Below are 22,884 nucleotides of genomic sequence, written 5' to 3' on the forward strand. Positions count from 1 at the left end.
CGGCCGCGCCCCGGTCCGTGCTTCCTAGAGTGGGGGCATGACCGTCCTGATCGACCCGCCCGCGTGGCCCGCCCACGGCACCGTGTTCTCCCACCTCGTCTCCGACGCCTCCCTCGAGGAGCTCCACGCGTTCGCGCGGGCGGCGGGGCTCTCGGAGCGGGCCTTCGACCGGGACCACTACGACGTGCCCGCGCACCGACGCGCCGAGCTCGTGGCCCGCGGGGCGGTGCCCGTCACCGGACGGGAGCTGGTGCGCCGCCTCGCCGCCTCGGGGCTGCGCGTGCCCGCCCGGAGCCGCGCCGAGAAGCGCGACGTCGTCCTCGCCCGGCGCTGGGCGCGGCTGTTCGAGGGCACGGCGGCGAGCCCGGACGCGGTGACGACGGCGGGACGCGACCTGCTGGCCCGCTGGGCGGAGCCGCATCGGCACTACCACGACCCGGCCCACCTGCTCGCGGTGCTCGAGTCCGTGGACCTGCTCGAGCGGGCGGGGGCGAAGGCCGGGCCGGATCCGCGTGCGGTCCGCCTGGCCGCGTGGTTCCACGACGCCGTCTACGTCGGGGACCCCGCCGCGCCCGCCGGCCAGGACGAGGCGGACTCGGCCGCCCTGGCCCGGGACGTGCTCACCGACCCGCGGCTGGCGGTGCCGGCCGACGTCGTCGACGAGGTGGCGCGCCTCGTGTTGCTCACCGCCGCCCACGACCCCGCCCCGCACGACGCGGCCGGGGCGGTGCTCTCGGACGCGGACCTCGAGGTCCTCGGCCGCTCCCCCGAGGCCTACGCCCGCTACGTGGCCGCGGTCCGGCAGGACTACGCGCACGTGTCCGACGCGGACTGGGCCCGCGGTCGCGGCGCGGTGCTGGACGCCCTGCTGGACGCCGAGCGGCTGTATCGGACCGCGCCCGGCCGAACGCGCTGGGAGGCCGCCGCCCGCCGCAACCTGGCGGCGGAACGAGCCGCGCTGTCGGCCTGAGCGGGGCGCCCCGGTGCCGGCCCCGGACGCGGCGAGGCCCGCCTCCCCGGACGGGGAGACGGGCCTCGCTGGCTGGGCGCCCGAACGGGCCGGGCCGGCTCAGCGGCTGATCACATCATGCCGCCCATGCCGCCCATCGGGTCCATGCCCTCGGCGCCGGCGGCGGCCTTCTCGGGCTTGTCCGCGACGACGGCCTCGGTGGTCAGGAACAGGCCCGCGATGGACGCGGCGTTCTGCAGGGCCGAGCGGGTCACCTTCACCGGGTCGTTGATGCCGGCGGCCAGCAGGTCCTCGTACTCGCCGGTGGCGGCGTTCAGGCCGTGACCGTCGTCGAGGGTCTTGACCTTGTCCGCCACGACGCCGGGCTCCAGGCCGGCGTTGAAGGCGATCTGCTTCAGCGGGGCCTCGATGGCGACCTTCACGATGTTCGCGCCGGTGGCCTCGTCGCCCTCGAGCTGCAGGCCGCCGAACGCCTTGGCGCCGGCCTGGATCAGGGCCACGCCGCCGCCGGCGACGATGCCCTCCTCCACGGCGGCCTTGGCGTTGCGCACGGCGTCCTCGATGCGGTGCTTACGCTCCTTGAGCTCCACCTCGGTGGCCGCGCCGGCCTTGATGACGGCCACGCCGCCGGCCAGCTTGGCGAGGCGCTCCTGCAGCTTCTCGCGATCGTAGTCCGAGTCGGTGTTCTCGATCTCGGAGCGGATCTGGGCCACGCGGCCGGCGATCTGCTCGGCGTCGCCGCCACCCTCCACGATGGTGGTCTCGTCCTTGGTGACGACCACCTTGCGGGCGGTGCCCAGCAGGTCGAGGGTCGCGTTCTCCAGGGACAGGCCCACCTCGGAGGAGATGACCTGGCCGCCGGTGAGGATGGCGATGTCGGCGAGCATGGCCTTGCGGCGGTCACCGAAGCCCGGGGCCTTCACGGCCACGGACTTGAAGGTGCCGCGGATCTTGTTGACCACGAGGGTGGCCAGGGCCTCGCCCTCGACGTCTTCGGCGATGATCAGCAGCGGCTTGCCCGACTGCATGACCTTCTCGAGGATCGCCACCATGTCCTTCACGGAGGAGATCTTCGAGTTGACGATGAGGATGTAGGGATCCTCGAGGACGGCCTCCTGGCGGTCCGCGTCGGTCACGAAGTAACCGGAGATGTAGCCCTTGTCGAAGCGCATGCCCTCGGTGAGCTCGAGCTCGAGGCCGAAGGTGTTGGACTCCTCGACGGTGATGACGCCCTCCTTGCCGACCTTGTCCAGGGCCTCGGCGATGAGGGAGCCGATCTGCTTGTCCGCGGCGGAGATCGAGGCGGTGGCCGCGATCTGGTCCTTGGTCTCGATCTCGCGGGAGGCGGAGAGCAGCTCGGAGGTGACGGCCTCCACGGCCTTCTCGATGCCGCGCTTCAGGGACAGCGGGTCGGCGCCCGCGGCCACGTTGCGCAGGCCCTCGCGGACCAGCGCCTGGGCCAGCACGGTGGCGGTGGTGGTGCCGTCGCCGGCGACGTCGTCGGTCTTCTTGGCGACCTCCTTGACGAGCTCCGCGCCGATCTTCTCGTACGGGTCCTCGAGCTCGATCTCCTTGGCGATGGAGACGCCGTCGTTGGTGATGGTGGGGGCGCCCCACTTCTTCTCCAGCACCACGTTGCGGCCGCGGGGGCCGAGGGTCACCTTCACGGCGTCGGCCAGGGTGTTCAGGCCCTTCTCCAGGCCGCGGCGGGCCTCTTCGTCGAATGCGATGGTCTTGGCCATGTGCAGGTCCTTTCTGGACGTCGGCTTCCTACTGCTGGTGGCTGACCCGCGCCGGTGCCCGCGACGGACGGCCCCTGGGGGCCTCACCGGTGGACAGGTCCTCCTCCACGGCGCCGGGCCGACCGGGGTACGGCTGGCAGTCGCGCCTTCGGAGTGCTAACCCCATTATGAGCACTCGCACCGGGAGAGTGCAAAGGGTCCGCAGTGCGGGGCCCGCCCTTCCGCGGACGGCGGACGGCCCCCGGCAGAACGCCTCGGAAGGCGCCCCGCCGGGGGCCGGAAAGGGTGCGCGGCCGGCACGGCCGCACGACGGGCGGATCAGCTGGTGACGACCACCGCGATACCGTTCACCTGCAGGTTCGGGGTCTGCATGACCGGGAAGCCGAGCTCCTTGCCGACCGCCTCGGCGGCGGCCTTGTTGGCCGAGCCGTTGTACAGGACGGTGGAGGACTGGATGCCGTAGCCGCTCCAGTTCTTCGCGTCCACCGAGGTGTAGCCGGCGCCCGTGAGCCGCTGCGCGTAGGAGGCGGCGAGGCCCTGGGTGCGGGTCGCGTTGTACACGGTGACGTGGGTGCCGCGCACGGCCGCGGACTGCGCGGCTGCACGAGAGCTCGACGCGGCCGCAGACTGCGCGGCCGCACGAGAGCTCGACGCGGCCGCGGACTGCGAGCGCGAGGCCTCCGCCGCGGCGGCCGAACGGGACGCGGCGGCGCGCGAGGACTCCGCCGCCTGGACGGCCGCCGCCGACCGGGACGCCTCTGCGGACTGCGCGGCGGCCTCGGAACGCGAGGCCTCCGCCGCCTGTGCCTCGGCGGCGGCACGGGACGACTCGGCGGACTGCGCGGCGGCTTCGGAACGCGAGGCCTCCGCCGCCTGTGCCTCCGCGGCGGCCCGGGACGACGCGGCAGCCTGGGACGACTCGGCGGCCTCGGCGGCAGCCGCCTCCTGCGCCGCCCGCGAGGACTCGGCCGCGGCCGCGGAACGGGACGCCTCCGCCGCGTCCTCGGACGGGGTGGCGGACTCGGTCGCGGACGCAGTCGACGCCGACGCGGAGGACGCCGAGGAGGACACGGACGACGCCGACGTCGACGGCGCGGCAGCCGGGGCCGTCGTCGAGCTCTCGGCGGCGACGGGCTCGGAGCGGTCGCCGGTGAGCCACGGCAGGACGACGCCCACGAACAGGCCGGCGAGCAGGACGAGGCCGGCCACCCAGAGCAGCGGGCTCAGGCGGCGACCCCCGCCCGCGGCGGTTGCGCCGGCAGCGGCGAAGGACTCGCGGTGCGCGCCGCGCTGGTCCGTGTACTCGGGGACCTCGTCGAAGCGGTCGGGCTGGTAGGCCATGGGTCAGTTCTCCTGGCGGGAAGCGGGCGTGGACGGCGCCGGATCCGCGGGTCCCCTCCGGGCCCGGCTGCGGGTGCCGCGCTTGCGCAGCAGCCGCGTGACCAGCAGGGGTCGGTAGGCCAGGGCGGCCTCACGGTCCAGCAATCCGTTCAACACCTGATAATAGGCGGTCGGAGACAGCCCCAGACGCTCTCGGACGGCGTGGTCCTTGGCCCCGCCGTACCGCCAGGTGGCGGCCTCCAGGTCCAGGACCGCACGCTCCAGGTCCGTCAGCTCGTCCCGTCGCGCACGCGCGCGGGCACCCTCGTCCGGGGCCGGATCGGGCGAGACGGGCGTGGGGTGGGACATGGCGGCCACTGTACCCACCCGGTCTACCCTCGGGGCATGGAGTTCATCGCGCCCCTGGATCCGGGCTGGGAGGCGGCCCTCGCCCCGCAGGCCGCCGCGTTCGAGCAGGTCGGCGAGCGGCTGCGGGCCCGCCGGGCGGCCGGAGAGCAGGTGCTGCCGGCGCCGGAGCACATCCTGCGGGCGTTCCGTCAGCCGTTCGCGGACGTCCGCGTCCTCGTGCTGGGCCAGGACCCCTACCCGACGCCGGGCCATCCGATCGGCCTGAGCTTCGCGGTGGACCGCCACGTGCGGCCGCTGCCCCGCTCCCTGGCCAACATCCACCGGGAGCTGCACGACGACCTCGGCATCACCCCGCCCGCCCACGGGGACCTCTCCGCGTGGACGGACCAGGGCGTGCTGCTGCTGAACCGCGCCCTCAGCGTGCGGGCCGGCGCACCCGGCAGCCACCGCGGCCTCGGCTGGGAGCAGATCACGGAGGCCGCGGTGCGGGCCCTCTGCGCGCGCGGCACCCCGCTCGTGGGGCTGCTGTGGGGAGCCGACGCGCGGCGCATGGCGCCGCTGCTGACGGCGGCGGGGGCCGGCGTCGTGGAGTCCCCGCATCCCTCGCCCCTGAGCGCCCACCGCGGGTTCTTCGGCTCCCGGCCGTTCAGCCGGGTGAACCGGCTCCTCGAGGCGGCCGGCGCGGCCCCGGTGGACTGGCGCCTGCCCGACTGAGCCGGGCCGCCGGTCAGCCGCGCTGGTGCATCACGAGTTCGGTGGGCAGCAGCGTGCCCATCCGGTCGGTGATCGGCTTGGCCAGGGTGTTGCCGAAGGCGACGCCGGCCGCGATTGCCACGACGATGACCGCGGCGTTGAAGAGTCCCTCGACGCCCAGCAGCGTGGCCCCGGTCTCCACGGTGAACCCGTAGACGGACCGGAACATGGTGAGTCCGGGAAGCAGGAACAGCATGGACGGCAGGACGATCACGAGCGCCGGGGCCGCGAGCCGCTGGGCCACCAGGCGGCCGAGGAACCCGACCGCCGCCGCGGCGACCGCGGGCACCAGCCGGTCGCTGACCCCGATCTGCTGCGCTGCCAGGTACGCGCCGAAGCCGGCCCCGGACACGAGACCGCAGGCCAGGATCTGGGGCCACCGCGACTGCTCCACCACCGCGTCCGCCATGCCCGCGGCCATCACGAGGCCCAGCAGCAGCAGCGGCGGATAGCTCAGCGTCCCCGCCTCGGCCAGGTCCAGCTGTTCGAATCCCACGAGATCCCCGATGCCCACGGCGATCATGATCCCGGCCATCACGCCGGCGAACACGAGCAGCGCGGAGAGGAAGCGGCCCGCGGCGGTCACCGGGAAGCCGTGGATGGCGTCCTGCACCGCGGTGACGAACCTCGCCGTGGGCAGGAGCATCATGATGCCGCCGGCGATCACCAGCGCCGGGTTGACCGGCAGGTCGAGGGCGTGGGCCATCAGCGCGATCACCGTGGCCGTGATCGCCCCGAACATCGTGGAGAAGATCTCCGGGAAGCGCGCCTTGTCCGCCTGGACCTTGAGCCAGAAGACCAGCCAGGTGGAGACCATGCCCAGGGCCGCGCCCGTCCAGGTCCCGCCGATGAACGGCACGAAGCAGGCCACGAACACGCCGGAGAAGAGGACCTCGAAGACGGCGGGGAACGGCTTGGGCTGATGCCGGATCTCCACGAGCCGGCGCTGGGCCTCGGCCCGGTCCACCTCGCCCGCGGCGATCTCCTCGACGAGCCGGTGGACGGCCACGAGCCCCTCGAAGTTCACCGAGGACGAGCGGACCACCCGCTGGAGGGTGAACGGGGCCTCGCCGCGTGAGGAGTCGGGCGCGTAGTTCAGGGAGATGGACTGGTTGGTCAGGTCCACCTCGGTCTCGAGGATCCCGTAGGCCTGCGTGGCCACGATGATCGAGGTCTCCACGTCCAGCGAGGCCGCGCCGAAGCTGAACATCGTCTCGCCCAGCTTGAGCGCGAAGTCCAGGGTCGTGCGGGCCTCAAGGGCCTGCGCCTCCGCGCGGCGCTGCTGCAGCGTGGAGCGCATGCGGCGCCCGTACGGCGAGGAGTGCAGGCGGTCGGCCAGCACGAGCGCCTGCGTCGGCAGGTTCTCGACGAAGACCTCGCGGGAGCGCCGGCCGCGCCGACGCCCGCGCTTCTCGGGCGGACCCGCGGGGACCACCGGGTCCGGGACGGTGACGTCCGGCGCGGGGATCACCTCCGGGGCGGGCAGGGCGCCGTCGGCCTCCGCGGGCGCCAGGACGGAGGTGGGCACCTGCTCAGACAGCGGCGGCTCGGTCAGGGGCGCGTCCGCGGCCGGCTCCGGCAGCGTCTCCGCCTCCGGCTCGGCCGATTCCTCCGGCTCCGGCTCCGGCGCCGAGACCGGATCGGCGGCGGCGGGGCGGACCACGGGCGGCAGCGGCTCCGTCGGCTCGACGGCGACCGCGGCCGGGTGGGCCGACTCCGCCGGGTCGAGGTCGAGCAGGCCGGGGTCCTCCGGGTCGAGCGTGAGGTCGCCGACAGCGGCGGCGTCCTCGGCGCCGGCCGGGCGCAGCACGGGGATGAGCGTGGGGACGGCCGGGGGCTCCGCGATGCGGGGGTCGAACCGCGCCGGCTCCTGGGTGCCCTCCTGCTCCATGCGGCTCACCCTCTCCTTCCGTGTGCGGGCGCTGGACGCGCCACGGCGGTGGGCCGAGCCCCGCCGACGCGTCCATCCAACCACGCCGGCACCTCCCCCGCCGGGGCCGTCGGCACCGCGGCCCGGGGACGCGAAAGGGCCCTCCCGGAGGAGGGCCCTGCTGCGGTGGATCTTACTGGACTCGAACCAGCGACCTCTCGCGTGTGAAGCGAACGCTCTAACCAACTGAGCTAAAGATCCAGGCGTCGCCCCATGGGGGTGACAACTCGAAAAACGATACCTCAGGCGGCGCCGCCTGTCCACCCGGGCGACGGCCACCCCGCGCACGGCGGAGCGGCCATCGAGAGCCGACGAGCACGTCAGGCGTCGGTCAGCGTGGCGCCGGGCTCGAAACCGCCCTGGGCGACCAACGAGGTCCCGGCGCCCGGGCGGGCTCCGGTCAGGAGCTGCCACCGAGGGAGGAGACCGCCCTGGCGGCGTCCGCCAGGCCGGCGCCGCAGCCCGCGGAGCAGGACACGGGCATGGACCGGGCCGTGGACCTGAGGGTGGACTCGACCTGGGCCGGGGTGAGGCTCGGCCGCTCGGCCAGCAGCAGGGCGGCCAGGCCCGCGACGTGCGGGGTGGCCATCGAGGTGCCGTTGTAGGCGGCGTGGCCGGCCGTCGTCGGGGTGGTGGCGCCGTTGTTCACGGTCGAGATGATGTTCGCGCCCGGGGCGGTCACGTCCACGGCGGAGCCGTAGTTCGAGAACGAGGCGCGGGCGCCCTGCGAGGTGGAGGCGGCCACCACGATGGTGTTCCGGCAGTTGGCCGGGCGCACGTTGGCGGCGGGCTGGTTCTCGTTGCCCGCCGCCACGACGACGGGCACGCCGCGGGAGACGGCCGCGTTGATCGCGTTCTGGTAGGTGGTGCCGCACGTGCCGGAGCCGCCGAGGGACATGTTGATGACGTCCGCCGGGTTCGGGTTGGCCGGCACGCCCGCCACGGTGCCGCCGGCGGCCCACACGACCGCGTCGGCGATGTCGGACAGCGAACCGCCGCACTTGCCGAGCACGCGGATGGGCTGGATCTTCGCGTTCGGGGCCACGCCGACGACACCCTGGGAGTCGGCCACGGCCGCGACGGTGCCCGCCACGTGGGTGCCGTGCCACGAGGAGTCGGAGGCACCGGCGGTGCCGCACTCGCCAGCGGCGTACCAGTCGCCCTCGTCGCGCGGGTTGGAGTCGCGGCCCCCGCCGTCGCGCGCCGCCCTGCCGTCGGAGATGAAGTCGTAGCCGGGCACGACGTTGCGGTCGAGGTCCGGGTGGGAGGTGATGCCGGTGTCGATGACGGCCACGGTCGCACCGGAGCCCGTCGTGCGGTCCCACGCACCGGGGACCCGCATGCCGTGGGTGCCGGTGAAGCCCCACTGCTGCGAGTAGAGGGCGTCCACGGGACTCAGGCCGGTGGCGGTGAGGATGGCGTCCGGCTCCACGGCCTCGACCGCCCCGGAGGCCTTCAGGTCGGCCATGAACTTCGCGGACTCGGCCTGGTCCAGCTTGCGGTCCGCCTTGATCACGCGGGAGCCGAGCGCGGTCTCACGCAGCTCCTTCACGGAGACGCCGGCCTCCTTCGCGGCCTTGCCCCAGGCGTTGGCTCGGCCCTTCGCGTGGGCGGTGGCGGCGGTCTCCTTGTAGGTGACGATGAAGGAGTCGTAGCCGTCGGCGTTCGGGTCCTCGACCTGCGCCGCCGCCAGGGGCGAGGCGGCGGTCGGGGTGGCTGCCGGTGCGGCGGGGGCGTCGCCGGAGGGGGCCGCGAGCGCGGGGGACGAGGTCAGGGTCCCGCCGGCGAGGACGGCGCCGGCCACGAGGGCGCCGATGCGGCGGCGGGTGCTGCGGAGTGGGGAGGACTGCACGGGATCTCCTCGGAGTTCTGGGCCACCGGACGCGGGTGCCCGAGGGGCTCGGGCCGGGGTGACTGGGATCACGGTAAGGTCACGATTCCGTCACGACGAGGCCCAGGGTCGAAGTCTGGCGGATGGTCGAGGCATCTCTGGCGGATCCGCCAGCCGAGCCCGGCGGATGGCCACGGGCGCGCACAGCGGCGCCCCAGCGTCGGCCCGCGCCGGACACGACGACGGCGCCGCGCCCTCCCGGCGGAGGTGCGCGGCGCCGTCGGGCCCGCGGTGGGGTGGAGCCCCCTGCCGGATTCGAACCGGCGACCTGCTGTTTACAAGGCAGCTGCTCTGGCCAGCTGAGCTAAGGAGGCCTGCGGCCGGCGCCCGGGGGCGCCGCGGCCGACCCTCCCAGCGTACAAGGCCCGGGCGGACGACGCGGGGCGTCCCCGCGTGGGGACGCCCCGCGGACCTCGGCGCCGGGTCAGCCGGCGATCTTGGCGCCCGCCCATTCGATGAAGGTCTTGTCCTCGCCGTCGAGCGCCCAGTTCTTCCCGTCCACGAACACGGTGGGGGTGCCGGCCACGCCGGCGGCGCGCGCCTGGCGGGTGGTGTACTCGACCGCGGAGCGGAACGTGCCGTCCTCGACGCAGGAGGCGATGTCCGCGCCGTGCTCCTGCGCGAGCTGCGTGAGCGCCGCGTTGTCCAGGCCCTTGCCCTGGTGCTCGTCGTAGGCGGCGAACAGGGCGGATACGAAGCCGTTGTAGGCCTCGGGCTTCTGGTCCGCCACACAGTACGCGGCGTTGGCGGCGCGGGCCGAGTAGTTCTGGTTGTTCGGGGCGCTCAGGTAGTCCACCATCCGGTACTCGACCGTGACCTCGCCCTGCTCGAGCCACTGCTCGATCTGGTCCCCGTTGGTGGACTCGAAGTCCGCGCAGTGCACGCAGTTGAAGTCCTCGTAGAGCACGATCCGCGTCGGCTCACCGTCACCACGGGCCTCGGTGTTCGGCAGGGTCTCGGGCTGGGAGCTCGCGGCCTGCTTCGGCACCTCGATCTTCGAGGGGTCGACCTCGCGTTCTCCCGCGCCCTCCGCCAGGTCCGTGGCCGAGGTCAACTCGATGCCGCCCTGCTCGTTCGCCACGGCGGGGATGGGGCCGGCGGTGGCGGCGTCGTCGCCGTTGCGGTTGAGCACGAACGCGACGACGAGGCCGATCACGAGCACCACCGCGAGGACCGAGCCCCAGATGACGCCGGTGCGGCGGCGACTGTCCTTCCTGCGCTGCTCCTCCTGGATCTGGCGGGCACGCGCACGAGCGTCCGTCGCCGAGGTGTGCGAGCCTGACGTGTTCCGGGCCAAGGGTCCTCCTCGTGGGGCAGTCGGTCCGGGTCGAGCACCGGAGCCGGCGGGCAGCGGGCGCGCCGCGCCAGGCGAGCATAGCGGCCCTGTCTGAAAGGATCGTGACCATGGACACCGCCGAGACCCCCTCCCCCGTCGATCGACTGACCATCACGGGCGCCCCGTCGGGGGACGCGACCGAGGACCCGGCGACGTCTCTGCTCGCCCTGCCCTGGGCGCTCCCCCTCGAGACGTGGCCGCGTGAGGTGCTGGCGGCCCTGCCGCGGGGCATCTCCCGTCACGTGGTGCGCTTCGCCCGGATGGGCGGGGGCATCGTGGCGGTGAAGGAGACCACTGAAGAACTCGCGTTCCACGAGTACCGGCTGCTGCGCCGGCTCGAGCGGAGCCCGGCGCCGTCGGTGGTGCCGGTGGCCGTGGTCACCGGACGCACGGAGGACGACGGCACGCCCCTGCCCGCCGCCCTCGTGACCCGGCACCTGCGCTTCTCCCTGCCGTACCGCGCCGTGTTCTCGGAGCGCCTCGAGCGCCGCACCCTCGTGCGGCTCATGGACGCGCTGGCGACCCTGCTCGTGGAGCTGCACCTCGAGGGGTTCTTCTGGGGTGACGTCTCCCTGTCCAACGTCCTGTTCCGGCGGGACGCGGGCGGGTTCGCCGCTCACCTGGTGGACGCCGAGACCGGCGAGCTGCGGGAGCGGCTGTCCACCGGCCAGCGCGAGCACGACCTGGACGTGGCCGCCGTGAACGTGGGCGGTGAGCTGCTGGACCTGCAGGCCAGCGGGCTGCTGGACCCGGAGGTGGACCCCGTCACCACGCCGGACCTGCTCGTGGCGTCCTACCGACGGCTGTGGGACGAGCTGACCGAGCCTCTGCTGTTCCCCCGCGCCGAGCCGTGGCGCCTGGACCGCCGCGTCCGCCGCCTGCAGGAGCTCGGGTTCGAGCTGGCCGAGTACTCACTGCGCGCCGCCGACGCCCCCGGGATGATGATCGCCCGGCCCGTCGAGATCCACGCGGGCTACCACCGCCGTCGGCTGACCCGCCTCACGGGACTCGAGGTCCAGGAGAACCAGGCCCGGCGGCTGCTCGTGGACATCGAGGCCGCCCGCCGGGAGTGGGACCCGTACATGGACATCGAGGCTGCGGCGCACCGCTGGGTGGTGGAGGTGTTCGACCCCGTGGTCCGCTCGGTGCCCCTTGAGCTGCGAGCCAAGCTCGAGCCCGCCGAGGTGATGCACCAGCTCCTCGAGCACCGCTGGTACCTCTCCGAGGCCCGCGGCCAGGCCGTGCCCCTGCAGGAGGCGGTGGACTCCTACGTGGACACGGTGCTGCGGACCCGCCGCGACGAGGACGCGGTGGCACTGCACCCCACGACCACCATGCTGCGCGCCGTCCCACCCGCGGACGCGGACTGACGCCGGCCGCGGCTCAGCGGCGCAGGAGCAGGAAGCCGGGGGCCGGGACCGCCGCCGGCACCGCGCCGGGGCCGAGCGGGCCGTGGTCGCCGTGGCCGGCGAGCAGCTCCGCCCGCGTCAGGTCCGCGGGCACGGGCAGCGGCTCCGCGCCGAGGGCGACGAGCAGGACGACGTCGGCGTCCTCGCCGGCGCGGGTGAGGCGCACGTGGCGCCGGGCCGCGTCCACCTCGGCCCGGACGCGGTCGCGGCGAGGGTCGGTGAGCTGGGGCAGCGTGCGGCGCAGGCCGATCAGGGTGCGGTAGGCGGCGAGCACGCGCACCCCGCGGCCCTGGCCGTCCGTGCCGCCCGCGGCCTCCGCCCAGTCCAGCACCGCCGCGTCCCGCGTCGCGGGGTCCTGCGGGTCGGGGACGTCGGCCGGGTCCCAGCCATGGGCGGCGAACTCGCGGCGTCGTCCCTGCCGGACGGCGTCCCCGAGCTCGGGCTCGCGGAACGAGGTGAAGAACGGCCACGGCGTCGAGGCCGCGAACTCCTCCCCCATGAAGAGCATCGGCACGTGCGGGCCGGTCAGCAGCAGGGCGGCCTCGGCCGCGAGCGCACCCTCGGACAGGGCGGCAGCGGTGCGGTCGCCGCCGGCACGGTTGCCCACCTGGTCATGGTTCTGGATGCTGGCCACCCACGCATGGTTCGGGACGGCGTCCGGCACGGCGCGCCCGTGATCGCGGCCGCGGAAGGTGGAACGGGTGCCGTCGTGGAAGTAGGTGCGCTCCATGACCTTGGCCACCGCCTCCAGCGGGGCGAAGTCCGCGTAGTAGCCGTGGGTCTCCCCCGTCGCGGCCACGTGCAGGGCGTGGTGGACGTCGTCGTTCCAGGCCGCCGCGAGGCCGAGCCCGCCGGCCTGGCGGGGCAGCACCAGACGCGGGTCGTTGAGGTCGGACTCGGCCAGGAGGGGCACGGGTCGGCCGGCACGGGCCGCGATCCCGTCCGCGAGCGCGGCCATCTCCTCGAGCAGGTGCACGGCGCGGGTGTCCCGCAGGGCGTGCACCGCGTCGAGGCGCAGCCCGTCCACACGCATCTCCTCGAGCCAGAAGCGGACGTTGTCCAGGACGAACCGGCGCACCTCGTCCGAGTCGGCGCCGTCCAGGTTCAGGCCGTCGCCCCAGCCGGTGCCGCCCGGGCCCAGATACGGCCCGAACACCGGCAGGTAGTTGCCGGAGGGGCCCAGGTGGTTGTGCACGACGTCCTGGACCACGCCGAGGCCGGCGGCGTGGGCGGCGGCCACGAAGCGACGGTAGGCGGCGGGGCCGCCGTAGGACTCGTCGACGGCGAACCACGCCACCCCGTCGTAGCCCCAGTTCCGCGGGCCGGAGAAGGAGTTCACGGGCAACAGCTCGACGTGGGTGACCCCGAGGTCCGTCAGGTGCGGCAGGCGGGCGATGGCGGCATCGAGGGTCCCCTCGGCCGTGAAGGTGCCCACGTGCAGCTCGTACAGGACGGCGCCGCGCAGGCCGCCGCCCTGGAGCACGGTCGGATCGGACTCCACCCCGGGCGGCCCGGCCCAGCCCTCGTCCGGCCACGCGACGGAGCGGCCGGCGACGTCGCGGCGGGAGGGCCCGTGGACCGTGTCGGGCTGGCGGCGGGAGCGGGGGTCCGGCACGGGGTCCGCCCCGTCCACGCGGTAGCCGTAGCCGGGGTCGGCCGGCGGTTGCGCGGCGTCGAGGCCGAGGGCGGCCAGCGGGTCCTCCGTGGGCGTCCACCAGCCTCCGGCGGCGGGGTCCATGGCCACGACGGCGGCGACGGGCCAGCGGTCCTCGGCGTAGCGCAGGGCGCCGGGCTCGGTGTCGACGAGGACGAGCTCGACGCTCTCGGCGTGCGGCGCCCACACGGCATAGGGGACGGCGCGCGCGGCCTCGACGGCGGCCCGCTCGTCCGCGGCGGGGTCCACGGGGTCGGAGCCGATCGGGTGCAGGCCCGGGGCGGGGGCGTCGGCCGGGCGGGGCTCGGTCACGGGGCGGTCCTCTCTCGGCGGTCGGACGGGGCGTGCGCCGGGACGAGCAGCGCGACGGGCAGGGTGCTGAGCAGTTCGTCGAGGCGCACGGCGCCGCGCGCGTCGGGGTGGACGGGGTGGCCGGTGACGGCGTCCTCCCACCGCCCAGCCGGCACGGTCACGACGGTCTGGCCCCAGCCACCCGCGGCCGCGAGGCGGACGGGCCAGCGGGTGGCCACGGCGAGCGCCCCGCCCCGGTCGAACGCGATCGCGTGTTCGGCGGCGGGGCCGGAGACGTCGAGCGGGCGGTGGCCGGTGAACAGCTCGGGCCGGTCGCGGCGGGCGCGCAGCACGCCGGCCACGACGGCCAGCTTGGCGGCGGCGGGGTCGTCGAGGCCGGGCGTGTGGCCGGCGTCGAGGCGGTCCAGCAGGTCGGCCCGGGCCGCGAAGTCCACGGGGCGGCGGTTGTCCGGGTCCACGAGGGTGGGGAAGGGCACCTCCGTGCCCTGGTAGACGTCGGGGACGCCGGGGGCGGCGAGCTGGACGAGCTTGTGGCCGAGCTGGACCACGAGGCCGGGCTCGGCGATGCGGTCCGCGACGGCCTGGAGCACGCCCCGGGCAGGCCCCTCGGGGGAGGTGACGGCGGCGGCGAGTGCGGCGAGCCGGGCCTCGAACTCGGGGTCCTGGTCCGTCCAGGTGGTGGCCAGGGCCGCCTCGCGGGAGGCCTTCTGCAGGAAGCCGAGGATCCGCTCCTCCTCCGGCGTGGTGCCGTCCGTGGGCCAGACGCCCACGATGGACTCCCAGAGCAGCCGCTCCGCGTCGGGGTGGCCGAGCGGGTGGAGGCGCCTCAGCTCCGCGAGCTCGGCGGCCCAGCGGTCGGGCTCCTCGGCGAGCACGGCGATGCGGGCGCGCACGTCCTCGCCGCGCTTGGTGTCGTGGGTGCTCAGGGTGGTCATGGCCGTCGGCCAGGCGGCCTGGCGCGCCTGCTGGGCGGCGTGGAAGTCGGCCAGGGACAGGGCGACGTGGGAGGGGTCTCCGCCGACCTCGTTCAGATTGGCCCACCGGGTGTACCGGTAGAAGGACCGGTCCTCGACGCCCTTGGCCATCACCATGCCGGAGGTCTGCTGGAACCGGCGGGCCACGGGCGAGTCCGGGTCGGTCAGCTCGGGCCGCAGGTCGCCGAGCACGTCGGCGAGGGCCGGCTCCGCCGCGGCCGCGTCCGCCAGCGCGCCCTCGAGCACGGCCAGGCCCACGGGCAGGTAGGTGCGGTACACGGGCAGGCGGGCGAGCACGGCGGCGAACGCGGCGGCCACGTCCTCGTCCGGGTGGGCGTTGAGGGCGTGCACGGTGCGGACCTCCCGGACCAGCCGGGCGGTCTCGGCCGCGAGGGAGCCGGTGGCCACGTCGTGCTTGGCCCGCACCACGGCCTCGTCCCACTCCCGACGACGGCGCGCGTCCTCGGCCGCATCGCCCGCGGCCTCGGGATGCATGAAGACGCGTTCGACCTCGCCGAGCGCGTCGTAGCCGGTGGTCCCGTCCACGGGCCAGTCCGCGGGCAGCGACTCACCGGGCTCGAGGATCTTCTCCACCACGAGGTAGCCCTCCGGCAGGACGTGGGAGCGCAGGCGCCGCGTGTAGCCGGCCGGGTCCGCCAGGCCGTCCGGGTGGTCCACGCGCAGCCCGTCCACGAGCCCTTCGCGGACCCAGCGGGCGGGTTCGGCATGGACGACGTCGAAGACCTCGGGCTCCTCCACCCGGACGCCCGCGAGCGTGGTGACGGTGAAGAAGCGGCGGTAGTTCAGCTCGGCGTCGCCGCGGCGCCAGCCGACCAGCCGGTAGTGCTGGCGGTCGTGGACGGCGCGGGCCAGGCGGGCCTGCTCCGCGGTCGGCTCCTTCGCCGGGTCCGCCGCCGCGAAGACCTCCGCGGCGCGCAGCCCGGTCTCCGTCTCGGCGGCCTCGAGCGATCCGGGGGCGAGGGGGTAGACGTTGTCCCAGTAGCGCAGACGGCCGCCCTCGGCGTCGACGACGAGACGGTCCAGCTCCGCGTTCGCGTCCCCGTCAGGGCCGTCTCCCAGCACGGGGATGAGCAGGGAGCCGCCGCCGGCCGCCCAGTCCACGTCGAACCACGCCGCATGCGCCGCCTCGGGACCGTGGGTGAGCACGTCCCACCACGCCGGATTGGCCTGGGGCGTGGCCACGCCCACGTGGTTCGGCACGATGTCGACGAGCACGCCCATGCCCGCCTCGTGCGCGGCGCGCGCGACCGCGTCCAGTCCCTCGGCCCCGCCGCGGGCGGCGTCCAGCCGCGTGGGGTCCACGACGTCGTACCCGTGGTCGGAGCCGGGCTCGGCCTCGAGCAGCGGCGAGAGGTAGAGCCAGTCCACGCCCAGGCGCCGCAGATAGGGCACGAGCCCGGCCACGGACTCCAGCGGCAGATCCGGGCTGACCTGGAGCCGGTAGGTGGACGCGGGGGCGGAACGGACGGTCGAGGTGCTCACGCGGCGACGCTAACAGAGGCCCCCGACGCGGCATCAGGCCCGACGGGCCGGGGCGGGAAGGTCAACGCGTCTCGACCGGACGGGCGAAGATGTCCTCCCCGACGACGGGCTCGCCCGAGGACTCCAGCAGGACCATCTCGTCGCGCAGCACGGTGCCGTCGGCCTGGGTCAGATCGGCCACGAAGCCGGGGCCGGACTGGCGGATGCGGTCCACCGCGGTGTAGCCGTACTTCGCCTCGAGGTTGCCGCGGAACGCGTCCAGACCCTGGACGTGCAGGACGGCGCCCGTCGCGCCGAGGGCGACGGCGGCCGCGAGCGCGACAGCCCCGACCCCGCGCTGGGTGCGGGTGTCCTCGAGGAGTCCGATCTCCGGGTTGCGGCCGTGGGTCGCGGCGAAGCGCCGGTGCCGCCGGGCACGCCACAGGCCGACGACCACGAGCGTGCCGCCGACCACGAGGGTCAGTGAGGCCAGCCAGTAGAGGATCCAGGGGGTCACGAGGTCGACGTTCGCAAAGTCCATGTCCCAGTGTGACACAGGCCTCACTCCGGCGGGAGGGCACGCGGCCGGTCGCGCCTCGTCAAGGCAGCGGCCGGCCCCGCGCCGCGGTCCACAGGCGGTGCCACTGCGCGGAGTCCATCGCCTCGGCCACGGAGGCCGCCTCGGCGCACGCGGCGACGCGCTCCGGGTCCTGGGTGCCGATCACGGGCCGCACGCCCCACGGCAGGCGCAGCAGCCAGGCGAGCACCACGGCCTCCCGGCTGACGCCCAGCTCCGCCGCGACCTCGCCGACGACGCCGGCCGCGCCGTCGTCGCCGGAGCTGAACCGACCCTGCCCCAGCGGACCCCAGGCCTGCAGCTCGATCCCCTCCGCGGCGCACACCGGGCCGAGGCGCCCGGCGTCGGCGTCCGCGGGGGCGTCCGGGTGGTTGGCGAGCACGACCGCCTCCACGAGGGTGCGGTGGTGCAGGCCGAGCTCGACCTGGACGCACGCCAGCCCGGTCCCGTCCGCCGCCTGGCTCTCGAGCTCGCGCTGGAACTCGAGGACGCGGCCCACGCCGAGGTTGGAGACGCCCAGCTTGCCGACCAGGCCCGCCTCCCGCGCGTCGAGGAAGGCGCGCACGGTGTCGGCCACGGGCGTGAGGACGTCGGGCCGGTGGATGATCAGGGTGTCCACGCGCTGCTCGCCGAGGCGGGACAGCGAGCCCTCCAGCGAGGCGCGCACGTGCTCGGGCGAGGAGTCGTAGCGGGTCAGACGCCGCCCGGCCGGGTCCGTCTCGTGCAGGACGATCCCGCACTTGGTCTGCACCTTCAGGGCGGAGCGCTCCTCGTAGGGCAGCTCGTGCAGCAGCCGGCCGACGGTCTCCTCGGAGCGGCCGGCCCCGTAGATGTCCGCGGTGTCCAGCAGGTCGACGCCGGCCTCGATCCCGGCGCGCAGGGCGCGGCGGGCACGCTCCACGGCCGCCTCGGCCTGCGCTGCGCCCGCGGGCCCCTCCGGCCCCGCCCCCGGATCGGCGTCCGGGGGCGGCGGGGGAACGGACCCCCAGGCCATGGTCCCGAGGACGATCGGGGTGGCCGGGGTCGGGTCGAGGTCGAGCGGCGGATGCGTGGAGGCTGTGCTCATGGCCTCACCGTCTCACGTCCGCCCGCCCCGGGTCCGGACCCGCCGCCCTGTGATGGGATGGGTCCATGAAGCTCGCCACGTTCCGCCAGCCCGACTCCGACGCCGCCTACCCCGGCGCCACGTTCGCCGCGGTCATCACCTCCGTGCACCCCGAGGACCCCGAGGTCGCCGTGCGCGCCGTCGCCCTGCCGGACTGTCGCGACGTCGGCGAGTACCTCACCGCCACGCCGGAGGAGCAGCGGGAGATGGTGGAGGGCGCCCTCCGCGCGGCGCAGGCCGACCGGTCCCTCCTGCTGGACACCTCCGGCCTCGTCTACGACACGCTCGTCCCCTTCCCCACCAAGGTGTTCTGCGTGGGCCTGAACTACACGAACCACATCGACGAGACGGGCCTGGAGCGCCCGGAGCATCCGACCCTGTTCGCGAAGTTCCCGCAGTCGCTCACGGGCGCGCTGGACCCGATCGAGGTCCCCGAGGAGGACCACCGGGTCGACTACGAGGGCGAGCTGTGCATCGTGGTCGGGGAGCCGGGCCGACGCATCGCCGTCGAGGACGCCCCGGAGCACATCGCGGGCTACGCGGTGGCCAACGACATCTCCATGCGCGGCTTCCAGGGCCGCACCTCCGAGTGGCTGCAGGGCAAGGTGTGGGAGGCCTCGACGCCCGTGGGTCCGTGGCTGGTCACCCCGGACGAGTTCCCGGCGGACGCGCGCGTCCTCACGCACGTCAACGGCGAGCTGCGTCAGGAGGACCGGGTCACCGACGTCGTCTTCTCCCCCGCCGAGCTGGTCTCCTACGCCTCGCAGCTGATCACCCTGAACCCGGGCGACCTGATCCTGACCGGCACGCCCGCGGGGGTCGCCCTGGCCCGCCGGGACGCCGAGGGCCGCCGCCCGTGGCTGCGTCCCGACGACGTCGTCGAGGTGGAGATCACCGGGCTGGGACGCCAGCGCAATGAGCTCGTCTGAGGCGGCGCCGGCGGACGCCCTGCCCCGCGTCGTCGGCATCCTCGGTGCGGGGCGGGCGGGCACCGCGCTGGCACGGGCGATCGCGCGCATCCCCCGCCTCTCCCCGGGCATGGCCGCCCCGCGGGTGATGGTCGCGGGCACGCGGCGCCCCGCGGCGGTCCAGCGTCACCTGACGATCTACGCGCCCGAGGCCGTCGCCGTGTCGGCCGAGGACCTGGCGGCGGAGGCGGAGCTCGTCGTCGTGGCCGTGCCGCGCGAGGCGCTCGACGACGTCGACCCGCTCGCCCTCGCCGGGCCGGCCACGCGCGCCGTGGTGGACCTGACCAACACGTGGCCGGGCGAGCCCGTCCCGGCGTGGCTCGACGACGACGACGGCTCGCCCGGCTCCGTCCGGATCGCCGCGCGCTGGGCCGCCGCGGGACTGCGCGTGCCCGTCGTGCGTGCGTTCTCGGAGATCTCGCACCACGACCTGGAGGACGCCGGGCGCGCCACGGCCCCGCGCCGCGCCCTCGCGGTGGGCACCGAGCCGACCGACGCGGCGGCCGACCCGGCCGCGGTCGCCGCCGCGCGCGACACGGTGGTCGCCCTCGTCACCGCGATGGGCTTCGACGCGGTCCCCTACACGGGCCTCGACCGGGCCGGGGTCCTCGAGCCGGGGGCGGCGGGGTTCGGCACCGCGCACGACGCCGGCCGGCTCGCCGCGCTGCTCGCCGACGCGCCCACCGGCTGAGGCGCGCCACCGGCCGCGGTGCCTACGCTGGGCGGGACCGCCGACCCGTCCAGGAGGCCCCCGTGACCCGTCCGACGCACCGCATCGCCCGCCGCACGCTCACCGCGGTCGCCCTGTCCGCCGCCGCCCTCACCGGACCGGCGGCGTCCGCCACCGTCGTCGCCCTGCCGGTCACGGCGGGGGTGACGGGCGCCGTCGTCGCCGCCGCGCCGCAGGCCCACGCCGTGGCCTGGGACCAGGTGGAGCTCGTGGATGACGCGGGCGTGATCGACCCCGCCCAGCTGCGCCGAGACCTGGCGGGGATCGAGTTCCGGGAGCCGACCCGCGTCGCCGTGGTCACCGAGCGCGGCCCGGACCTGTCCGCGCTGGACGACGACCGCGCGTCTCAGGCGTTCAACGGGCGGGTGCTCGAGCGGGCTCGCGCCGAGCACCCGGACTGGATCAGCGCGGACGGCCAGAAATGGGCCGACGACCTCGTGATCGTGGCGCTCGACCCGGACAACCGGTTGATCGGGGTGTACGTGGGCGAGGACCGGATGCTCAGCACGGACCGGCTGCGGGAGGTGCGCGAGGCCGGACACGAGGCGGCCCGTGCGGCCCGGTGGACGGACACGGTCGTGGATGTGACGGACGCCGCCGCCGAGCTGATCGGACGCCCCTGGTGGCAGGCTCCCGAGCTGTGGTTCGGCGCGGGGATCGTCGGTGTGGCGGGCGGCGGCGCCGCGGCCGCGGCACTCGCGAGCCGACGGCGTCGCCGCCGCCGGACGGCCGACCTGCTGGCCGAGGCCCGCACCCACCTGACCTCCGTGACCCTGGAGATGGACGCCACCGAGGTGAACGCGTCCACGGTGCCCGAGGACTCGCCCCACGCGGCCGCGCTGATGGAGCGCTTCCGCAACTTCCGGCGCCAGGCGCTCGACGCGTCGGCGGAGCTGGACCGCCTCGAGGCCCTGCCGGAGCGCAGCCTGCATCGCACGGAGCATACCCGGGCCGCGGAGGACGTCCGGGACCGCGCCCGTGAGCTCGACCGCCTCGACGACGCCGTGGCCGCGGCGAACACCTTCCTCAACCGCCACCCGGGGTGGCCGGCGGCGTGGGACCAGCAGACCGCCCCGCTGCGGGCCGACCTGGACGCCGTCGGCACGCTGGCCTCCTCCGTCGGCTCCGCCGGAGCCGTCCGGTCCGCCGTCGCGGCGCTGGAGTCCTTCCGCACCGAGGCCCAGGACCGGCTCGAGGCGCTGGGTGCGGACCTGCAGGACGACCGCCTGACCCCGGCCGCGGCGTTGGACGAGCTGGACGCGCTGCGGCGTCGCCTGACCGGGCTCGTCTCCGCCCTCGCCGACGCCGAGGTGGCGGCGTTCGGCAAGGACGAGGCCGAGCGTGAGCTGCTGCGCGACGAGCTGCGCTCGCACCGTGGCCCGGCCCGGTCCGCGCGCGGCTCGATCCTGGACTCCGCACTGCCGGCGGATGCCTACTGGACGGTGGTGGCCTTCACCACGGGCCACCAGGCCGGCGAGCGGTCCGTCCAGGACCACCGCCAGGCGCAGTCCAGCTCCTCCGGGACCGGCTACGGATCCTCGGGCGGCTCGTTCTCCGGGGCGGGCTCGTCCGGCCGATTCTGAGCCGATCGGGGCCGGATCTGAGCCGGAAGCTCGTCCGGGCCGGGCACCCGGTCCCTGGCCCACCGCCCCGTTCTGCGAGACATTGAAGGATCATGACCGCCGCTGACACCCCCGCACCCCGCCAGGACCCCCTCGCGTTCTTCCTCGACAAGGCCGTGCCCGAGGCATGGCACGCGGTCGGGCCGCTGGCCTCGGCGGCGCGCGCCGCCGCCGAGCAGGCCGGGCTGGACCGGCAGCTCGTGGAGCTCGTGAACCTCCGGGTCTCCCAGCTCAACGGCTGCGGGTTCTGCCTGGACCGGCACACCCGCCAGGGCGCCGACGCCGGTCTGAGCGTGCAGCGCCTGGGACTGCTGCCGGCGTGGCGTGAGGCCGGGGCCGTGTACTCGGAGCAGGAACGCGCCACGCTCGAGCTCGCCGAGGCGGTCACGGACCTCCCCGAGCAGGAGCAGCTGAACTACGTGCAGGCCTCCACGGCCGCCGTGCTCACGGACGCCCAGTACGCGGCCGTGCAGTGGGTCGCGATGGTGATGAACCTGACGAACCGCATCTCGATCCTGTCCCATCACCCCGTGCGGCGCCGGGACGACTGACCCCCTTCCCCGTCGCCGGCCCGGCGGCGGGGTCCACCCAGGAACGAGAGGACCGACCATGACCGAGCAGACCCCCAGCCTGGAGCACCCGCAGGTCCGCAAGAACGCGGAGAGGTACGAGATCGTCGTCGACGACGCGGGCACGGTGGCCGGCTTCACGGTGGCGATCGACTACGACACCGCCGATGGCCCGGCCCAGCGGATCTTCCCGCACACCAAGGTCGACCACCAGTACGAGGGCCGGGGCCTGGCCTCGACGCTCGTGCGCGAGGCGCTGAAGGACACCGTGGCCGCGGGCCGCCGGATCGTCCCCGTGTGCCCGTACGTGAAGGACTGGGTGGACGAACACGACGACGTGGCCGGCGAAGTGGACCCGGCGCGCCCCGAGCATCTGCAGTTCCTGGCGTCCCGCCAGGGCTGACGCACCGCACCCGGAGACGAGAAGAGCCCCCGCCGATCCGGCGGGGGCTCCTTCTGGTCGGGGTGACAGGATTTGAACCTGCGGCCTCGTCGTCCCGAACGACGCGCGCTACCAAGCTGCGCCACACCCCGTTGGAGGTCTCAGACCTGAATCCAACAGAGAGCGACTATACCAGCCACACCGGGTGCCGCCAAACCGAGAGGCGGGGCAGAATCTCACGCGTGAGACCTCTGCGCACCCCGCGAATCCGAGAGAGGCCGGCATGAGCTGGTGGCCGTTCCCGCGTTCCTCCGCGAGCCCCTCCCCCGACGACGACGGCGCCCCGGCCGCCGCCGAGCTCGAGGAGGCCGTGGCCGCCCTGCGACAGCTGTTGCGCGCGGAGCGGCACCGACTGCGCCCGGACAGCTGGGCCCTCGCGTGGGAGATGGTCGAGCACGCCGCCGAGTACGCGCCGGCCTGGACTCGCCTGCAGCGCACACGGCCCGTGGAGACCCAGGAGCTCGTGCTCGCCCTCACCGGGCGCTTGGAGCCGCTGCTGCGGGACTTCCTCGCACTCCCCGACTCGGAGAAGCCGGCCCATGCCGACGCCGTGCACGCGCGCCTTCGGGAGCAGGGCACGGAGCACGGCCGGCTGCGCCGCCGACTCACCCGCGCGCTCACGGCACGACTGCGGGCCGGCGAGGAGCTCTGAGCGCCGCGGGTGAATGCACCCGGAACGCAGAAAGCCCCGTGCTCATCGCACAGGGCCGCCCGGTGAATCCTCCCGGG

The 22,884-nt window shown here is 75.0% G+C and carries 19 protein-coding genes and 3 tRNA genes; 9 read left to right on the top strand and 13 right to left on the bottom strand.

Annotation, left to right across the window (positions count from 1 at the left end; all coding sequences use genetic code 11):
* Nucleotides 1–37 precede the first annotated feature (37 nt).
* The gene (locus ACZ1IK_RS07420) at nt 38–970 is read left to right on the top strand and encodes a DUF4031 domain-containing protein (protein ID WP_036315913.1); all 933 of its coding nucleotides are present in this window, start codon (nt 38–40) and stop codon (nt 968–970) included.
* Nucleotides 971–1,080: 110 nt separating this feature from the next.
* On the opposite strand, the gene groL is transcribed toward ACZ1IK_RS07420, so the two are convergent.
* The 3 genes from groL to ACZ1IK_RS07435 all read right to left on the bottom strand — a co-directional run bounded on the left by groL (nt 1,081) and on the right by ACZ1IK_RS07435 (nt 4,401).
* A complete protein-coding gene (groL, locus tag ACZ1IK_RS07425) occupies nt 1,081–2,712 on the bottom strand; it encodes a chaperonin GroEL (RefSeq protein WP_036315916.1) in 1,632 nt (543 codons plus the stop codon).
* A 318-nt stretch (nt 2,713–3,030) separates the two neighbouring features.
* Nucleotides 3,031–4,053 (bottom strand): LytR C-terminal domain-containing protein, encoded by a 1,023-nt coding sequence (locus ACZ1IK_RS07430; protein ID WP_036315919.1) that lies wholly within the window; start codon nt 4,051–4,053, stop codon nt 3,031–3,033.
* A gap of 3 nt (nt 4,054–4,056) precedes the next feature.
* Nucleotides 4,057–4,401 carry a DUF3263 domain-containing protein gene (locus ACZ1IK_RS07435; protein ID WP_205805498.1) on the bottom strand — a complete coding sequence of 115 codons (345 nt, stop codon included), beginning with the start codon at nt 4,399–4,401 and terminating at the stop codon, nt 4,057–4,059.
* A gap of 36 nt (nt 4,402–4,437) precedes the next feature.
* Here ACZ1IK_RS07435 and ACZ1IK_RS07440 point away from each other — a divergent pair, with 36 nt between their 5' ends.
* Nucleotides 4,438–5,115, top strand: coding sequence for a uracil-DNA glycosylase (locus tag ACZ1IK_RS07440; protein WP_036315921.1), 678 nt, complete (start codon nt 4,438–4,440; stop codon nt 5,113–5,115).
* Nucleotides 5,116–5,128: 13 nt separating this feature from the next.
* Here the strand turns inward: ACZ1IK_RS07440 and ACZ1IK_RS07445 are convergent, their stop codons facing one another.
* The 5 genes from ACZ1IK_RS07445 to ACZ1IK_RS07465 all read right to left on the bottom strand — a co-directional run bounded on the left by ACZ1IK_RS07445 (nt 5,129) and on the right by ACZ1IK_RS07465 (nt 10,272).
* Nucleotides 5,129–7,045 (bottom strand): threonine/serine exporter family protein, encoded by a 1,917-nt coding sequence (locus ACZ1IK_RS07445; RefSeq protein WP_036315922.1) that lies wholly within the window; start codon nt 7,043–7,045, stop codon nt 5,129–5,131.
* A 166-nt stretch (nt 7,046–7,211) separates the two neighbouring features.
* A tRNA-Val gene (locus ACZ1IK_RS07450) sits at nt 7,212–7,285 on the bottom strand.
* A 199-nt stretch (nt 7,286–7,484) separates the two neighbouring features.
* Nucleotides 7,485–8,936 (bottom strand): S8 family peptidase, encoded by a 1,452-nt coding sequence (locus tag ACZ1IK_RS07455; RefSeq protein WP_336638585.1) that lies wholly within the window; start codon nt 8,934–8,936, stop codon nt 7,485–7,487.
* A 276-nt stretch (nt 8,937–9,212) separates the two neighbouring features.
* A tRNA-Thr gene (locus ACZ1IK_RS07460) sits at nt 9,213–9,289 on the bottom strand.
* Nucleotides 9,290–9,399: 110 nt separating this feature from the next.
* Complete coding sequence (locus ACZ1IK_RS07465; protein WP_044659031.1) at nt 9,400–10,272, bottom strand: DsbA family protein; 873 nt, start codon at nt 10,270–10,272, stop codon at nt 9,400–9,402.
* Between the two features lie 107 nt (nt 10,273–10,379).
* Here ACZ1IK_RS07465 and ACZ1IK_RS07470 point away from each other — a divergent pair, with 107 nt between their 5' ends.
* Nucleotides 10,380–11,681: a DUF4032 domain-containing protein gene (locus ACZ1IK_RS07470; protein ID WP_144868948.1), complete on the top strand. Its 1,302-nt coding sequence runs from the start codon at nt 10,380–10,382 to the stop codon at nt 11,679–11,681.
* 13 nt (nt 11,682–11,694) lie between these two features.
* On the opposite strand, the gene treZ is transcribed toward ACZ1IK_RS07470, so the two are convergent.
* The 4 genes from treZ to ACZ1IK_RS07490 all read right to left on the bottom strand — a co-directional run bounded on the left by treZ (nt 11,695) and on the right by ACZ1IK_RS07490 (nt 17,785).
* Entirely contained in the window at nt 11,695–13,686 is a 1,992-nt protein-coding gene (treZ, locus tag ACZ1IK_RS07475) for a malto-oligosyltrehalose trehalohydrolase (protein ID WP_465098431.1), read from the bottom strand.
* Nucleotides 13,683–16,163 carry a malto-oligosyltrehalose synthase gene (treY, locus tag ACZ1IK_RS07480; protein ID WP_465098432.1) on the bottom strand — a complete coding sequence of 827 codons (2,481 nt, stop codon included), beginning with the start codon at nt 16,161–16,163 and terminating at the stop codon, nt 13,683–13,685. The genes treZ and treY overlap by 4 nt, the downstream gene beginning before the upstream one ends.
* Before the next feature lie 61 nt (nt 16,164–16,224).
* The gene (locus ACZ1IK_RS07485; RefSeq protein ID WP_020625726.1) at nt 16,225–16,683 is read right to left on the bottom strand and encodes a hypothetical protein; all 459 of its coding nucleotides are present in this window, start codon (nt 16,681–16,683) and stop codon (nt 16,225–16,227) included.
* Nucleotides 16,684–16,741: 58 nt separating this feature from the next.
* Nucleotides 16,742–17,785: an aldo/keto reductase gene (locus ACZ1IK_RS07490; RefSeq protein WP_020625725.1), complete on the bottom strand. Its 1,044-nt coding sequence runs from the start codon at nt 17,783–17,785 to the stop codon at nt 16,742–16,744.
* A gap of 65 nt (nt 17,786–17,850) precedes the next feature.
* On the opposite strand from ACZ1IK_RS07490, the gene ACZ1IK_RS07495 reads away from it, so the two are divergent.
* The 5 genes from ACZ1IK_RS07495 to ACZ1IK_RS07515 all read left to right on the top strand — a co-directional run bounded on the left by ACZ1IK_RS07495 (nt 17,851) and on the right by ACZ1IK_RS07515 (nt 22,116).
* Nucleotides 17,851–18,753, top strand: coding sequence for a fumarylacetoacetate hydrolase family protein (locus ACZ1IK_RS07495; RefSeq protein WP_036337392.1), 903 nt, complete (start codon nt 17,851–17,853; stop codon nt 18,751–18,753).
* Nucleotides 18,740–19,483, top strand: coding sequence for an NADPH-dependent F420 reductase (locus tag ACZ1IK_RS07500; RefSeq protein ID WP_036337390.1), 744 nt, complete (start codon nt 18,740–18,742; stop codon nt 19,481–19,483). Before ACZ1IK_RS07495 ends, ACZ1IK_RS07500 begins: the two co-directional genes overlap by 14 nt.
* 62 nt (nt 19,484–19,545) lie before the next feature.
* Nucleotides 19,546–21,105 (top strand): DUF5129 domain-containing protein, encoded by a 1,560-nt coding sequence (locus tag ACZ1IK_RS07505; protein ID WP_036337389.1) that lies wholly within the window; start codon nt 19,546–19,548, stop codon nt 21,103–21,105.
* 92 nt (nt 21,106–21,197) lie between these two features.
* Nucleotides 21,198–21,695, top strand: coding sequence for a carboxymuconolactone decarboxylase family protein (locus tag ACZ1IK_RS07510; RefSeq protein WP_044659033.1), 498 nt, complete (start codon nt 21,198–21,200; stop codon nt 21,693–21,695).
* Nucleotides 21,696–21,753: 58 nt separating this feature from the next.
* On the top strand, nt 21,754–22,116 hold the full coding sequence (locus ACZ1IK_RS07515) for a GNAT family N-acetyltransferase (protein ID WP_041103106.1): 363 nt from the start codon (nt 21,754–21,756) through the stop codon (nt 22,114–22,116).
* A gap of 54 nt (nt 22,117–22,170) precedes the next feature.
* Here ACZ1IK_RS07515 and ACZ1IK_RS07520 read toward each other — a convergent pair.
* Nucleotides 22,171–22,247: transfer RNA gene (locus ACZ1IK_RS07520), tRNA-Pro, on the bottom strand.
* Between the two features lie 131 nt (nt 22,248–22,378).
* On the opposite strand from ACZ1IK_RS07520, the gene ACZ1IK_RS07525 reads away from it, so the two are divergent.
* The gene (locus ACZ1IK_RS07525) at nt 22,379–22,807 is read left to right on the top strand and encodes a hypothetical protein (RefSeq protein WP_036315952.1); all 429 of its coding nucleotides are present in this window, start codon (nt 22,379–22,381) and stop codon (nt 22,805–22,807) included.
* The last annotated feature ends 77 nt before the right edge of the window (nt 22,808–22,884 follow it).

Source organism: Micrococcus sp. CS26 (assembly GCF_055522295.1).

What these genes read in the sequence shown, in the direction of transcription:
- ACZ1IK_RS07420 (WP_036315913.1), top strand. Translation starts at nt 38, where the DNA reads ATGACCGTCCTGATCGACCCGCCCGCGTGGCCCGCCCACGGCACCGTG.
- groL (WP_036315916.1), bottom strand. Translation starts at nt 2,712, where the DNA reads ATGGCCAAGACCATCGCATTCGACGAAGAGGCCCGCCGCGGCCTGGAG.
- ACZ1IK_RS07430 (WP_036315919.1), bottom strand. Translation starts at nt 4,053, where the DNA reads ATGGCCTACCAGCCCGACCGCTTCGACGAGGTCCCCGAGTACACGGAC.
- ACZ1IK_RS07435 (WP_205805498.1), bottom strand. Translation starts at nt 4,401, where the DNA reads ATGTCCCACCCCACGCCCGTCTCGCCCGATCCGGCCCCGGACGAGGGT.
- ACZ1IK_RS07440 (WP_036315921.1), top strand. Translation starts at nt 4,438, where the DNA reads ATGGAGTTCATCGCGCCCCTGGATCCGGGCTGGGAGGCGGCCCTCGCC.
- ACZ1IK_RS07445 (WP_036315922.1), bottom strand. Translation starts at nt 7,045, where the DNA reads ATGGAGCAGGAGGGCACCCAGGAGCCGGCGCGGTTCGACCCCCGCATC.
- ACZ1IK_RS07470 (WP_144868948.1), top strand. Translation starts at nt 10,380, where the DNA reads ATGGACACCGCCGAGACCCCCTCCCCCGTCGATCGACTGACCATCACG.
- ACZ1IK_RS07485 (WP_020625726.1), bottom strand. Translation starts at nt 16,683, where the DNA reads ATGGACTTTGCGAACGTCGACCTCGTGACCCCCTGGATCCTCTACTGG.
- ACZ1IK_RS07490 (WP_020625725.1), bottom strand. Translation starts at nt 17,785, where the DNA reads ATGAGCACAGCCTCCACGCATCCGCCGCTCGACCTCGACCCGACCCCG.
- ACZ1IK_RS07495 (WP_036337392.1), top strand. Translation starts at nt 17,851, where the DNA reads ATGAAGCTCGCCACGTTCCGCCAGCCCGACTCCGACGCCGCCTACCCC.
- ACZ1IK_RS07500 (WP_036337390.1), top strand. Translation starts at nt 18,740, where the DNA reads ATGAGCTCGTCTGAGGCGGCGCCGGCGGACGCCCTGCCCCGCGTCGTC.
- ACZ1IK_RS07510 (WP_044659033.1), top strand. Translation starts at nt 21,198, where the DNA reads ATGACCGCCGCTGACACCCCCGCACCCCGCCAGGACCCCCTCGCGTTC.
- ACZ1IK_RS07515 (WP_041103106.1), top strand. Translation starts at nt 21,754, where the DNA reads ATGACCGAGCAGACCCCCAGCCTGGAGCACCCGCAGGTCCGCAAGAAC.
- ACZ1IK_RS07525 (WP_036315952.1), top strand. Translation starts at nt 22,379, where the DNA reads ATGAGCTGGTGGCCGTTCCCGCGTTCCTCCGCGAGCCCCTCCCCCGAC.